General features: G+C 74.7%; 12 protein-coding genes. 5 read left to right on the top strand and 7 right to left on the bottom strand.

What is annotated here, in order from left to right; all coding sequences use genetic code 11:
- Positions 1-64 precede the first annotated feature (64 nt).
- Positions 65-526: a hypothetical protein gene (locus PAI11_RS06045; RefSeq protein ID WP_007571973.1), complete on the top strand. Its 462-nt coding sequence runs from the start codon at positions 65-67 to the stop codon at positions 524-526.
- Positions 527-585: 59 nt separating this feature from the next.
- Here PAI11_RS06045 and PAI11_RS06040 read toward each other — a convergent pair whose 3' ends face one another.
- Entirely contained in the window at positions 586-855 is a 270-nt protein-coding gene (locus PAI11_RS06040) for a hypothetical protein (protein ID WP_007571971.1), read from the bottom strand.
- Positions 856-1,098: 243 nt separating this feature from the next.
- Here PAI11_RS06040 and PAI11_RS06035 point away from each other — a divergent pair, with 243 nt between their 5' ends.
- The 3 genes from PAI11_RS06035 to PAI11_RS06025 all read left to right on the top strand — a co-directional run bounded on the left by PAI11_RS06035 (position 1,099) and on the right by PAI11_RS06025 (position 6,309).
- The gene (locus PAI11_RS06035) at positions 1,099-2,580 is read left to right on the top strand and encodes an LCP family glycopolymer transferase (protein WP_007571969.1); all 1,482 of its coding nucleotides are present in this window, start codon (positions 1,099-1,101) and stop codon (positions 2,578-2,580) included.
- A gap of 152 nt (positions 2,581-2,732) precedes the next feature.
- On the top strand, positions 2,733-5,276 hold the full coding sequence (locus tag PAI11_RS06030; protein ID WP_086000318.1) for a membrane dipeptidase: 2,544 nt from the start codon (positions 2,733-2,735) through the stop codon (positions 5,274-5,276).
- An 88-nt stretch (positions 5,277-5,364) separates the two neighbouring features.
- Positions 5,365-6,309 (top strand): phosphatase PAP2 family protein, encoded by a 945-nt coding sequence (locus PAI11_RS06025; RefSeq protein WP_007571965.1) that lies wholly within the window; start codon positions 5,365-5,367, stop codon positions 6,307-6,309.
- Here PAI11_RS06025 and PAI11_RS06020 read toward each other — a convergent pair.
- Positions 6,306-6,866, bottom strand: coding sequence for a cob(I)yrinic acid a,c-diamide adenosyltransferase (locus tag PAI11_RS06020; protein ID WP_007571962.1), 561 nt, complete (start codon positions 6,864-6,866; stop codon positions 6,306-6,308). The genes PAI11_RS06025 and PAI11_RS06020 overlap by 4 nt on opposite strands.
- 77 nt (positions 6,867-6,943) lie before the next feature.
- On the opposite strand from PAI11_RS06020, the gene PAI11_RS06015 reads away from it, so the two are divergent.
- Entirely contained in the window at positions 6,944-7,942 is a 999-nt protein-coding gene (locus PAI11_RS06015; protein WP_007571961.1) for a hypothetical protein, read from the top strand.
- Positions 7,943-7,957: 15 nt separating this feature from the next.
- Here PAI11_RS06015 and PAI11_RS06010 read toward each other — a convergent pair whose 3' ends face one another.
- The 5 genes from PAI11_RS06010 to PAI11_RS24010 form a co-directional block, all read right to left on the bottom strand.
- Entirely contained in the window at positions 7,958-9,136 is a 1,179-nt protein-coding gene (locus PAI11_RS06010; RefSeq protein WP_007571959.1) for a hypothetical protein, read from the bottom strand.
- A gap of 75 nt (positions 9,137-9,211) precedes the next feature.
- Positions 9,212-10,297, bottom strand: coding sequence for an SDR family oxidoreductase (locus PAI11_RS06005; RefSeq protein ID WP_007571957.1), 1,086 nt, complete (start codon positions 10,295-10,297; stop codon positions 9,212-9,214).
- A gap of 78 nt (positions 10,298-10,375) precedes the next feature.
- Positions 10,376-11,056 carry a LuxR C-terminal-related transcriptional regulator gene (locus PAI11_RS06000; RefSeq protein ID WP_007571954.1) on the bottom strand — a complete coding sequence of 227 codons (681 nt, stop codon included), beginning with the start codon at positions 11,054-11,056 and terminating at the stop codon, positions 10,376-10,378.
- On the bottom strand, positions 11,053-12,294 hold the full coding sequence (locus PAI11_RS24015) for a sensor histidine kinase (RefSeq protein ID WP_007571953.1): 1,242 nt from the start codon (positions 12,292-12,294) through the stop codon (positions 11,053-11,055). Before PAI11_RS24015 ends, PAI11_RS06000 begins: the two co-directional genes overlap by 4 nt.
- Positions 12,291-13,361: PspC domain-containing protein (locus tag PAI11_RS24010; protein ID WP_050897134.1), on the bottom strand; the 1,071-nt coding region annotated here is incomplete at its 5' end. The genes PAI11_RS24010 and PAI11_RS24015, both read right to left, overlap by 4 nt.

The raw sequence follows: 13,361 nt of genomic DNA, 5'->3' as shown, positions 1-13,361 counted from the left end.
ACCGAATACGCGGGAGCGAGCGGCGCAACAGTGAACGCAGTGCCGCGATGCCTCTATCACTGCGATGACGCGCGGCCTCGCCGTCGTTGGCGTGGTCGCCAGCATCGCCCAACTGGTGACGATGTTCCTGCCGCGCGCGGCTGCGCGCTACAGCGAGGACTACCTGACGACGTACCGCCCCGACGTCTACTTCCACGGCAAGCCGGGCGAGGGCAGGGGGCCGTTCCAGGACGACGCGTTCCTGTTCCTCTGGCCGGCTGTCCTGGAGGTGCTGCTGCTGGCAGCCGTGGTCGGCATCGCGCTGCTCGTGATCGTTCGCCCGGGACGGGCACAGGACGTTCGCCGACATGCGGCGTTGGCCGGGCTTGCCTTGGTGGCGGTCGCGGTGGCGAACGCGACGAACCCGAGTTGGGGCGTGATCGAGTTTCGGACGCTCGATGCCGCGTATGCGGCGGTGGGACTCGCCGTGGTTGCCACGACGGCAACGCTCGCGGCGGCGTTCTTGGCCGGGCGGCGTCGGTCCTAGTGGCACCGGCCGTACGCGCCTCGCGCCACCGCGTAGGCGAGGGCCCGTGAGCAGCACGGCTACCCCCGCCGAACGCGAGCCACCACCAACAGCACGATCCCCGCGATCAGCAGGGCCATGCCGGCGCCGGCCCAGAAGTTGCCGTAGCTGGGGTCCAGCACCTCCCAACGGGTCACTGGCCCGAAGCCGTAGACCCCGGCGTAGGCCCCCGACTCGATCGAGCGAGCGAAGTAGGCACCTTCGATGCCCTGATCGGGCGGCCCGAGCAGCAGCGCGACGCCGATCAGCGCCGCCCCGAGCAGGCCGAGCACCGCGCCGATCCGGCTCATGTCCCGATCCCGGACCCGGCCACCTGCCGCTGAAGGGCGATCGGTCTGGTCGCGCGGCGGCGGTGCGGGCGGGGGAACGGCAGGGCGGGCACCGGGGCATCCTCTCCGACGCGGCTGATCAGGTCCACCCGAGCGGCCGGCGAGTGGCGTGCCCGTCCGCTCCGCCGCTCTACCCTGCAACACGTGGCCTCTCCCGCGTCTCCGAGCCCGCCCTCGGCGTCGAGCCCGACTCCCGGCCGGCGCGTGGCCCTCCAGATCGTCCTGGCGGGCATCCTCGTGCTCGCCGCGGTCGGGGCCGGCGTCGCCACGGTCCTGTGGAACGAGGGCAAGAAGGCCGAGGGGGAGCTGGCGCGGGGCGATGACCCTGGGGTCGGCGACGTGCTCGACGGCGTCCGGTCCGGCGAGGCGCAGACGATCCTGCTGGTCGGCGACGACCACCGGTTCGGCGACGCCAAGGGGACGCCGACGCGGTCGGACACGATGATGCTGATCCGGCTGGACCCCGACGCGAAGGCGACGACGATGCTGTCGCTGCCGCGCGATCTCGAGGTCAACCTGCCCGGCCAGACCGGCCTGCGGAAGCTCAACCAGGCCTACGAGAAGGGGCCCAAGGGCCTGATCCGGACCCTCAAGCGGCTGCTCAGCAGCCCTGGCGAGCCGTTCCGCATCGAGCACTTCGCCTCGATCCGCTTCACCGCGTTCGCGAAGGCCGTCAACGAGTTCAACTGCTTCTACGTCGACATCGACCGCCGGTACTACAACGACAACGCCGGCCTGCCCCCGGGCAAGCGGTTCGCCACGATCGACGTGCCCGCGGGCTACCAGCGGCTCTGCGGCGAGCAGTCGCTCGCCTACGTCCGCTTCCGCCACTTCGACAGCGACCTGGTCCGCGAGGCCCGGCAGACGAACTACCTGGCCGAGGCACGGGGCCAGATCGCCAACACGACGATCTTCGACAACCGCGACGACATCCTGAAGGCGATCGGGCCGTACATCTCGACCGACGTCCGCCACTCCCGCGACATCCTCGGCGTCGTCAAGCTCGCCGCCAACATCGCCGGCAAGCCGACCGAGAAGATCACCCTCGCCACCCGCGACGTCGCCGGCGGCAACGTCGCGGCGACGCCGCAGGCCCTCGCCAAGGCCGCCCGGGAGTTCCTGCACCCGGGCAGCGTCCCCGGCGCCGCCACCCGCAAGGCCCGCGACGCCGCGAAGAAGAACCGCACGGCGACCCCCGCCGCCAAGGCCCGCCGCCGCAAGGCCACCACCCCGCCGACGATCTTCGCCGATCCCGCCGCGGCCAAGAGCCTGGTGGCCACCACGATCGCGCCCAAGACCCGCTTCCCGATCCTCTACCCGAAGGCGATGGAGCGGCAGTCGCGCTACGACGCCGTGTCGTCGCGCCCGTACGACATCGCGTCGTCCGACGGCAAGACCTACCCCTGGCAGGCGTACCGGATCGTGGTCACCGAGAACGCGGGGATCGGCCAGTACTACGGGGTCGAGGGCACCACCTGGCGCGATCCGCCGATCCTCGACCTGGCCGACGACCAGGAGCGGCTGGGCGGCCGGACCTTCCTCGTCCAATACGACGGCAAGCAGATCCGGCGGCTGATGCTGCGCACCCCGAGCGGCACGTACTGGGTCTCCAACACGCTCTCCAACGCCCTCAGCAACGCCGAGATGCGGGCGATCGCGAGGTCGCTGACCGTCTACCGCGGCTGACCGCGAACCGTCCGTCGCGGGGCGGCCGAGCGGGTCCGGGGCGCGTTTCGCACCTCCTGGGTGCCAAACGCGCCCCGCTCCGGTCGCCACCTCGCGGGTGACGGCGGGACGCTCGTTGCACACCTGTAACCAGGTGGGCTAGGGTGACGCCCGTGCGGAGCTCGATGGGGGAGAAGGGGCGCGTCGCGGCGTGCCGGTCACGTGCGGGGCTCGCGGGAGCGCTGGCGACGCTGGTCGCCCTGGTGGCGCTCGCGCTGCCGGTCGCGGCGCCAGCCGCCGACCCGCCGACTCGCTACTCGCTGGTCCACGGCTGCTACGCGCTGCAGTCCGTCGCCAACGGACGCTACGTCGTCCGCCGGCCCGACGCCAGCTACCGCGCCGAGGCGACGACCGCGGCCGGCGGCGAGGCCTTCCGGATGCAGGCGACCGCGCTCGGGCGCTACCTGCTCTACGGTCGCGACCAGACCGTTCCGACCCGCAGCGGCGCCAGCGGCGTGATCGCGTCCGGCGACCTCGGTCCGGCCGGCGACTGGCGCGTCCAGCCCGCGGCCGAGGGCGGCTTCCGGATCGAGGCGCTGAACGGTGGGGTCCTGGCCGTCGACGAGGGCAGCGGCGGCGCCCTGATCGCGCCGCCGTCGATCGCCGGCGACGCCGCCCGCTTCCGGTTCGTCGCCGCGGGCAACTGCGCGATCTTCCCCGAGGCCGAGGTCAACGCGACCGGCACGCCCGCCCGCGGCAGCTCGCCCGACGCCGACGTCCGCGGCCTGATCGACACCCACAACCACCCGATCAACTTCAACTTCATCGGCGGCGCCGTCCACTGCGGCCGGATCTGGTCGCCGTACGGGGTCCAGAAGGCGCTCGTCGACTGCCCCGACCACGCGCTGGTCGGCGGCGGCGCGGCGCTGCTGGAGAACTTCCTCGGCGGCAACCCGATCGGCTTCCACGACGCGGCCGGCTGGCCGACGCTGAAGGACTGGCCCCGCCACGACTCGCTGACCCACGAGGGCGCCTACTGGCGCTGGATCGAGCGGGCCTGGCGCGGCGGCCTGCGGATCATGGTCGTCGACCTGGTCGACAACGGGGTCCTGTGCCGGATCTGGCCGCTCAAGAACCGCAGCTGCGACGAGATGCAGACGATCCACGAGCAGCTGCGCTACACCGAGCAGCTGCAGGACTACGTCGACGCCCAGTTCGGCGGGCCCGGCAAGGGCTTCCTGCGGATCGTCAAGAGCCCCGACGCCGCCCGCCGCGTGATCAACGACGGCAAGCTGGCGATCGTGCTCGGGATGGAGAACTCCGAGGCGTTCAACTGCTCGCTGCCCAACGACACGTCCGCCTGCACCCCGCAGCAGATGGAGCAGCGGCTCGACGAGATGTACCGGCTGGGCGTGCGCAGCGCCTTCCCGGTCCACAAGTTCGACAACGCCTTCGGCGGGACCACCGGCGACGGCGGCCTGACCGGCGTGCTGACGAACGTCGGCAACATGGTCGGCACCTCGCACTTCCTGCGGCTGCAGCGCTGCGAGGCGGGCCACCAGCACGACCGCTACGACCTCGAGGCGTTCCCGCGGATCGACCTCGTCACCCAGCTGCTGACGCTGGTCGGCCTGCACGGCGCGCTGCCGGTCTACCCGGCCGGCCCGCTCTGCAACCCGCGCGGGCTGAGCGAGCTGGGCAAGCGCCTGATCGAGCGGATGATCGCCAAGGGGATGATGGTCGAGGTCGACCACATGAGCATCAAGACCCGCGACGAGGCGCTGAAGCTGCTCGAGCGGCGCAAGTACCCCGGCGTGCTCTCCAGCCACAGCTGGTCCGACGCGACCACGCCGAAGCGGATCTACAAGCTCGGCGGGTTCATCGGGCCCTACGCCGGCGGCTCGAAGGGCTTCGCCGAGGAGTGGCGGACGCTGCGCAAGCAGCGCGACCCGCGGTTCCTCTTCGGGGTCGGCTACGGCGCCGACATCAACGGCTTCGGCGCCCAGGGCGGGCCCCGCGGCGACAACGCCGAGAACCCGGTCCGCTACCCGTTCCGCTCGATCGACGGCGCCGTGACCCTCGACAGGAACCGCACCGGCACCCGGGTATTCGACATCAACAAGGAGGGCGTCGCCCAGTACGGGCTCTACCCCGACTGGTACGAGGACCTGCGCAAGGTCGCCGGCCAGCCGATCGTCGACGACCTGCTGCGAGGCGCCGAGGCGTACCTGGAGACCTGGGAGCGGGCGACCGGCGTGCCCGCGCCCGGCTGCAAGGTCGACGCCGGGCTCTTCGGCCGCTCGCAGGTCGGGCCGCTGCGGCTGGGCGAGCCGGCGACCGCGCTGCTGCGCCGCGTCGGCCAGCCGGCGTCGCGACCGACCCGCGCCTACCGCTACTGCGTGACCGAGCGCGACGGTCGGCAGGCGACGGTCGCGGCGGTCTTCGGCGACGACGGCCGCACGATCCTGATGGCCACGACCGCCCGCCAGCACCGGGTCGCGGGCCTGCGGGTCGGGTCCCCGGCGCGGCGCGTCGGCCGGGTGGCGAAGCGGATCGGTCGCGGGCTCTGGATCCGACGGGCGCGCAGCGCCGGCGCCCCGCGGGTGGTCCTGCAGACCCGCGGGGGCCGGATCAGCGCGCTGGCGGTCGTGACCGCCGGGACGCAGGCGCGAGCGAGCAGCCTGCGGCGGACGCTGCGGCTGGCCGGGGTGCGCTGAGGCCCTCGCCGCGCGGGCGACCGACGGCGGGGGCGGCATCGACCGTCGGCTGATGCCGCCTTCAGGAGCGTGGCCTAGCGTGGGGGAGGTGCGGTTCTCCGACACGCTCCGCTCTCCCTCGCTGCGCCACCTGGCCGTCGTCCTCGCCGGCCTGGTGGTCGCGTTCCTGCTGCTCGGGGTGGTGCTGCGGCCGACGCGCGCGGTCGACGTCCTCGACGGGCGCACGCTCGCGGCCGCGGCGCCGGCGACCGGGAACGATCGCGGGACGCTGTGGTGGTTCGTGCAGCTCGGCAATCCGTCCTCGTACGCCCAGTTCTGCCTGGCGCTGGTGCTGACGGCCGCGCTCCGGCGACGGTGGCGGCTGGCGCTGCTGATCCCGCCGACGATGCTGCTCAGCGAGCTGACCGCCCAGCACCTGAAGGTGGTGCTGGCGGAGGCCCGCGACGTGCCGGTCGCGGCGGCGTCGATCAGCGACGCGTCGTGGCCGTCGGGCCACAGCACGGCGGTGATGACCGTCGCGCTGCTGGCGATCCTGGTCGCGCCGCGGCGGCTGCGGCCGCTGGTGGCGGCCGTCGGGGCGCTGACCGCGTCGGCGGTCGGGATCGGCCTGATCGCCGAGCGCTACCACTACCCCAGCGACGTCTTCGGCGGCTTCCTCTGCGCCGCCATCTTCGTGACGATCGCGGCGATCGTCCTGACCGCCTGGGACCGCCGCCGGCCGCGCCCGCGACCGGTCGACCGGCGGCCGCTGCGACCGGTCCACGTCGCCGGCCCCGCGCTGCTGCTCGTGCTCGGCTTCCTGACCGCGGTCGCGGTCGCGGCCCGGGCCGACGGCGGGATCGTCGCCGCGGTCGGCCAGCACACGGCGGCGGTGGCGGTGCTCGGGGCGCTCGGGGCGCTCGCCCTGACCCTGGTCGCGGCGGCGACCGCGCTGACGGCGGAGAGCGAGGAGGAGGCCGAGCGCGTCGCGAGCGCCGCCCCGTCGCCGCGCTGGCGGCCGCGCCGCTCGCGGCCGGCCCGTCCCGCGGACTAGCGTCCGGCGCCCGGCTGCCAGAGCGGCTCCTCGCCGCCGTTGGCCGAGCGGGCGAGGATGAACAGCAGGTCCGAGAGCCGGTTCAAGTACTTGGCGACCTCGGGGTTGGCGCCCTCGACCAGCAACGTCCGGCGCTCGGCGCGGCGGCAGATCGTGCGCGCCACGTGCAGGTGGGCCGCCGCCGGGGTGCCGCCCGGCAGCAGGAACGACCGCAGCGGCGTCAGCTCGGCGTTGACCTCGTCGCAGCGCTGCTCCAGCCAGGCGACCTGCTCCGGGGTCGCGCGCAGCCGGTCCTTGCGGGCGTGCTGGGTGTCCTCGGGCACCGACAGGTCGGCGCCGAGGTCGAAGAGGTCGTTCTGGATCCGCCGCAGCCAGGGGCCGAAGCGCTCCGGCAGGTCCGAGAGGGTCGCGACGACGCCCAACTGGCTGTTGAGCTCGTCGATCTCGCCGTAGGCCTCGATCCGCGGATGGGTCTTCGGCACGCGGCTCATGTCGCCGAGGTGCGTCTCCCCGGCGTCGCCGGTGCGCGTGTAGATCCGGGTCAGGTTGACGGTCACGCATCGACCCTATCGCGGTCCCCGCCGGGCCCGGGGGTGGGGCGGCGCGGGGCCCGCCAAGACTAGGATCCCGCCCCGTGCTGCGCCGTGACCCGAAGACCCGTCCGCTCCACGTCCGCCGCTGGCTGTCCGCGGCGCTGGCCCTGGTGGCGGCCGCCGGCCTCGGCGGCTGCGGCTCCGGTCAGGGCGACGAGCCGCAGGGCGTGCGGGTGCTGGTCACCGACGATCGCGGCAGCCGCACGCTGCTCGATCGCGACGCGGTCAAGGTCTCCGACGGCGAGCGCGTCGCGGACGTCCTGCGGCGGGTCGCGAAGGTCGAGCTCGGCCGCGGCGGCGACGTCGCCTCGATCGACGGCACCGCCGCGACCGGCAAGCGGACCTGGTCGTTCTGGATCAACGGCACGGTCGCCGAGAGCGGCGTGCTCGACGACAGCCAGCCGACCCACGAGCAGCGCCCGACGACGCTCGAGAGCGCGACGGTGGCGAAGGTCCACGACGGCGACACGGTCTGGTTCGACCGCTCGGCGCTCGGGCCCGCGGCTCGCGCGCGCGGCGTCGTCGGGACGTTCCCGGAGCCGTTCCTGCACGGCTTCGACGGCAAGCGCTGGCCGGTCCGGGTCGAGTGCACCGAGCCGCGCGGGCAGGCCTGCCGGATGGTCCGCGACGCGCTGGTCCGCTACGACCTGCCGGCGGCGACCACCGCGCTGCGCAGCTCCTACAACCCCGAGACGGCGCGGATCGCCGTCGGTCGCTGGAGCGAGATCCGCGAGGACCCGGCCGCCGGGCTGCTCGAGATGGGCGTCGGGATCTCCGGGATCTTCGCCCGCCCGCAGCGCGACGGACGCTCGATCCAGCTGCTCGACGCCCGCGGCCAGGTCACCCGCACGCTCGGCTGGGGCGGCGGGCTGATCGTCGCGTCGCGCTACCGCGACGAGCCGCCGAGCTGGGCGGTCACCGGGACCGACGACGCCGGCGTCCTGCGGGCGGCCGGCGCGCTCGACGAGACCACGCTGCGACGGCGGTTCGCGGTCGCGATCGACGGCGGCAACGTGCTGTCGCTGCCGATCCGCCCCTGAGCCGCGGCGCGGTCCTCAGCGCCGCAGTCGCCGCCACGGCTGGGCGCGGGCGTCGAGCGACAGCAGCTCGCAGCCCTGCGTCCGCGGCAGCGCGGTCGCCCGGCAGCCGAAGCGGCCGTCGCTGGCCAGTCGGCGGACGACGGCCAGGTGGCTGCCGTCCGGCCGCGCGACGGCGGTCAGGGCCGAGCCGTAGCGCTCGGTCTGGGCGGCGCTGAAGCCGCTGTCGAGCGCCCACCGGCGCTTGCCCGAGAGCGTGCTGCGGAGCAGGATCGAGCGTCCGCCGCCGCCGCTGCGCAGGACCGGCACGAGCACGTCGCGCCTGCCCAGCGCCGGCGCGCCGAGCTCGACGAAGGTGCGCCGTCCGGGGACGACCTTCAGCAGCGTCCGGGAGCGGCGGCGCTCGGCGATCCGCAGCGTCCAGCGGGTGGTGGCGCCGTGGGCGCGCCAGCCGTAGGCGACGGTGGTGCCGCGCAGGTCGATCCCGGTCGGCTCGTACCAGCCGACCGCGACCGTCCGGCCGCGGCGACGCTCGCTGCGGGCGCCGAAGATCGTCGGCGCGTTCGGGGGCGGGCCGTCGAGCCGGGCGACCGCGATCCCCATCCGGGTCGAGCTGCCGGGCCGGACGCCCTGGGCGAACGCGATCCGCTGGCCCCAGACGGCGGGGTGGCGCTCGTCGACGTCGGGGCGCGACGCGGCCGGGACCGGGCGCTCGGCGCCGGTCCGGGGATCCAGCTGCCAGATGTCGCAGCCGGTCGGGGCGGGGGCGATCGGCGAGCTGCAGCGGCTGTAGACGACCAGCGGCCCGCCGTCCGGCCCCGGGCCGATGCCGGCGTCGAGCGGACGCGGCTGGGCGGCGATCGGCAGCTCGACGCCGCTGCCGTCCGGGCGCCGGGCGATCAGGCGGAAGAGGCCGTCGGGGCCCCGGCGGCTCCAGATCAGCCAGCCGTTCCAGCCGTCGACCGGCGTGTCGTTGGGCTCGACCGAGAGCACCGTCGGATCGCGTAGCGCCGGCGGCGCCGCGAGCGCCTCGGTGACGACCACCGGGGTCGGGGCCGGGGTCGCCTGGTCACCGGCGTCGACGGCGGCCCCGACCGCGACGCCCGTGGGGTCGGGGTCGGTGGTCTGAGCCGTCGCCGCCGGGGCGGCGGCGAGCGCGGCGACGAGCGCGAGCGGGAGCAGGTGACGAGCGGCCACGGTTGACAGAACCCGCCCGGTGGCGCGGAGTTTCGCGCCTGGACCGATGGTCGGCCGCTCGTCGCCCACGAGACCTCAGTGCGCCGGCGCGAAGGCCGGGTCGTCCTCGTGCTCGCGGAAGAACGAGACCATCGGCGTCACGTAGCTGGCGACCGGCGGGCAGCGGACGCCGTGGCGGCCGAGCAGCTCGGTCGCGCGGGAGGTGTCGTAGCGGACCTCGTGCTGCAGGTAGAGCAGCGACTCGCGCGGGGTGCCGCCGAAGAGCGTCCGGACCGGCTTCAGCCGCAGCGCCTGGTCGACGACCGGCCACGGGAACCGCAGCGACGGGGCCTTGCCGGCGTACTCGCGGGACAGCAGCGCGAACAGCTCGGCGGAGCTGATCGGGTCGGGGTCGACCAGGTGCAGCGTCTCGCCGGCGAAGCTGGGATCGCCGGCGCCGGTGACGATCGCGTCGATGATGAAGTCGACCGGCACGACGTTCAGCGGCGCGCCCATCTTGCCGGGCTGCACGATCAGCCCGCCCATCCGCGCGGCGGCGGCGATCGAGCGCAGCAGGAAGTAGGGGCCGTCGAACTTCTGGGTATCGCCGGTCCGCGAGTCGCCGACGACGATCCCGGGCCGGTAGATCGTGGTCGGGATCTCGTCCATCGAGGCCCGGACGAGGACCTCGGCGGCGAACTTCGTCGACTCGTAGTGGTTCTTGAAGCTCTGGCCCGCGGCCAGGTCCGCCTCCTTCACGCGACCGTGGCGAAGGCCGGCGACGTAGGCGGTCGAGACGTAGTTGTGGCGCTCGAGGCGCGGCGCGGCGCGGCAGAAGTCGATGACGTTCTGGGTGCCCTCGACGTTGACCTGCTCGGCCAGGCCGAGCGGCACGGCGAGGTCGTAGATCGCGGCCAGGTGGTGGACGGCGACCGTCTCGGAGGCCAGCCGCCGGTAGGTCGCCTCGTCGAGCCCCAGCCGCGGGTCGGTGATGTCGCCGGGCTGGATCAGCAGCCGCTCGCCGCGCCCCAGCTCGGCGGCCGCCGCCCGCGCCTTGTCGACCATCCGCGGCTCGACCAGCGCGACCACCGTGGCGTCGCGGTCCTGGTCCAGCAGCAGCGGGATCAGACGGGCCCCGATGAAGCCCGGGAAGCCGGTGAAGAGGATCGTGCGCGAGGCCATGGCGGGTGATCCTACCGGTGCGTAGGTTCGTTGCTGCGTGCGCCTCGTCCGCGCGGGAACAGCGCTGTATGCGACCGGTCAGTCCACCAGCCGGCGCTCGGTCGCCCAGCGCGTCAGCTCGTGGCGGTTGGAGAGCTGGAGCTTGCGCAGGACCGCCGAGACGTGGTGCTCGACCGTCTTCGGGCTGATCGTCAGCCGGCGGGCGATCTCCTTGTACATGTAGCCGCGGGCGATCAGGCGCAGGACCTCGCGCTCGCGGTCGGTCAGCTGGTCGAGCTCGGGATCGGCGACGACCGCGGCGCCGGCGTCGATCCGGCCGGCGAAGGCGTCGAGCACGAACCCGGCCAGCCGCGGCGAGAAGACGGCGTCGCCGGCCTTGACCTGCCCGATCGCGGCGACCAGCTCCTCGCCGGAGATCGTCTTGGTGACGTAGCCGCGGGCACCGGCGCGGATCAGGCTGATCACGTCCTCCGGCTCGTCGCTGACCGAGAGCGCGAGGAACCGCTGGCCGGGCCGGGTCTCGTGGACGCGGCGCAGGACCTCGGCCCCGCCGCCGCCGGGCATGTGGACGTCGAGCAGGACGACGTCGGGCTCGCGGTCGAGGATCAGGCGGACCGCCACGTCGACGTCGCCGGCCTCGCCGAGGACGGTCGCGCGCGGGGTGCCGTCGCCGGCCGTCGGCTGCTCGAGCTCGGCGCGGACGCCGGCACGGAAGAGCGCGTGGTCGTCGACGAGCACGACGGTGGGCAGGCTGGTCACGATCGGTCCTCCAACTGCAGTTCGACCTCGGTCCCCTCGCCGGGGGCCGAGTGGATGGTGGCGCGACCGCCGGCGCGTCGCAGCCGGCCGACGATCGACTCGCTGACGCCGCGGCGGTCCCCGGGCACGTCGGCGGGGTCGAAGCCCCGCCCGCGGTCGCGCACGAAGACCTCGACCCGGTCCTCGTCGGCCTCGGCGAAGACCTGGATCGTCGGCGACCCCGGCGTCGCCGGATCGCCGTCGGGGAAGGCGTGGCGGGCGGCGTTGGCCATCGCCTCGCGGGCCGCGGCGACGACCGCCACGGTCCGGTCGTCGAGCGGCCGCTCGCCGCTGGTGACGATCTCGACCTCGACGGCGTGCTCGACCTCGACCGCGGCCGCGGCGGCGCGCAGCGCGGCCATCAGCTCGTCGTCGGGGCGCTCGCTGCGGCCCGACAGCCACAGCCGCAGCTCGCGCTCCTGACGGCGGGCCAGGCTGGTGACCTCGCGCGGGTCGTCGCTGCGGCGCTGGATCAGCGCCAGCGTCTGCAGCACCGAGTCGTGCAGGTGCGCGGCGACCTCGGCCCGCTCGTCGCTGCGGATCCGCTCGGAGCGCTCCGACGCGGCGCGGCGCGACATCCGCCGCCAGAACGGGGCGACCACGACGAGGATCGCCAGGATCGCCACGATCGTCTGGAGGACGCCGGTGCGCGACGCCGTCAGCGCGCCGAGCGACGAGAGCGTGACCAGCGCACCGAGCAGCACCAGCGCGATCCCGCCGCCGAGCAGCATCCGGTCGGTGTCGGGATCGGCGCTGCCGCGGCGGCCGACCAGTCGCTGCCAGCCGGTCGCCGGCTGGTCGGGGTCGGGCTCCGGGGCCGCGACCTGGGACCACAGCACCAGGCCGCCGGCGGCCAGCAGCAGCAGCGCCCAGAACGCGATCCCGGTCATCGCCTGGACGGCCAGCAGCGCGGCGGCGAACCCGGCCAGGACCAGCAGCGTGCCCGACGCGGTGCGGCGGCGATCGACGCCGGCCGCCGCCTGGGCGCGGCGGACGGCCATCCGGATCAGCCGCCGTTCTCGGCGGCGGTCGATCGCGAGCTGGATCCGGGCGGCCAGCGCGACGAGCCCGAGCAGCAGCGCGGCGCCCGCGAGGAGCGCCCGGCTGGTCGTCGAGGTCGCGGCGTCGGCCACGACGAGGCCGACCGCCACCAGGGCGGTCAGCAACGCCGTCAGCCGGGTCAGGCCGCCCTGGCTCACCCGCGCGCGCTCCGGGTCCGGCGGCAGGCGTCGGTGCGGATCGGCCGGGTGTCGACGTCGCTGCCGGACCAGCGCCAGTCGCGGAACCGGCCGTGGCCGTCGAGGTCGTCGGGGTTGCGGGTCACGAACAGCTCGCCGGCCCCGACCTCGAGGTCCAGGGTGACGTGCGGGCGCTTCTCGCCGGGATCGATCGCGAAGCTGTCGCGGTCGTCCGCGAAGGCGGTGTGGTTGCCGCTGTGGCGGGCGAGGACGCGGGTGTCGCCGCCGATCGTCGAGCGGGTGTCGACGGTCCAGGCGACGCAGCGGTCGCGCGGCAGCAGGACGTTCAGGCGGCCGACGTCGACGCGGGCGGGGATCGTGATCCGACTGTCGCGGTCGAGGGGCAGGTTGCGCAGGTCGACGGTCATCCTGCCGATCCCGAGCCGGTAGCCGTCGGTCGCGCCCGCCAGGTCGGCGGGACGGTAGGTGCGGTCGCCGATCGAGCGGTCGACGCGCACGCCGGCGACGATGGCGACGGCCGCCGGCAGCGCCACCGCCAGGATCACGACCAGCAGCGACGCGCTGGCGCGCCGGCTCTGCGCGGTCGCCACCAGCGCGACCGCCAGCAGCGCGAGCGCCACGGCGACCGGCCAGGCGCCGAGCAGGACCGTGATCGCGAAGCTGAACGCGGCGACGATCCCGAAGCCGACGAGGATCCCGAAGACGGCGGCGATCCCGACCAGCAGCCGCACGGCGCCTCCGGCGGCGGTCGGCGGCGCGCCCGGCGCTCCCGCGGCGATCGAGGCCGGACGCCCGTCGGCGTCGAGCGGCTCGTTCGGGATCAGGATCGCGGCCGCCAGGTAGAACAGCAGGCCGGCGCCGCCGAGGAAGATCGAGCCGAGGAAGAGGACCCGGATCAGGACCGGCTCGAACCCGTAGCGCTGGGCGATGCCGCCGCTGACGCCGAACAGCATCCGGTCGCTGCGGGAGCGGAAGAGGCCGCCGGCCGGGGTCGGCGCGGCGGCGCGGGGCGGATCGCCGGCCGGCTCGTCGGGGCCGTCGCCGCCGCCGTCGCCGCCGTCCCGGCC

Source organism: Patulibacter medicamentivorans, from assembly GCF_000240225.1.
GTDB lineage: Bacteria > Actinomycetota > Thermoleophilia > Solirubrobacterales > Solirubrobacteraceae > Patulibacter > Patulibacter medicamentivorans.
The sequence above is the reverse complement of the archived record's forward strand: the minus strand, read 5'-3'. Positions and strand labels throughout refer to the sequence as shown.

What these genes read in the sequence shown, in the direction of transcription:
- PAI11_RS06040 (WP_007571971.1), bottom strand. Translation starts at nt 855, where the DNA reads ATGAGCCGGATCGGCGCGGTGCTCGGCCTGCTCGGGGCGGCGCTGATC.
- PAI11_RS06045 (WP_007571973.1), top strand. Translation starts at nt 65, where the DNA reads ATGACGCGCGGCCTCGCCGTCGTTGGCGTGGTCGCCAGCATCGCCCAA.
- PAI11_RS06005 (WP_007571957.1), bottom strand. Translation starts at nt 10,297, where the DNA reads ATGGCCTCGCGCACGATCCTCTTCACCGGCTTCCCGGGCTTCATCGGG.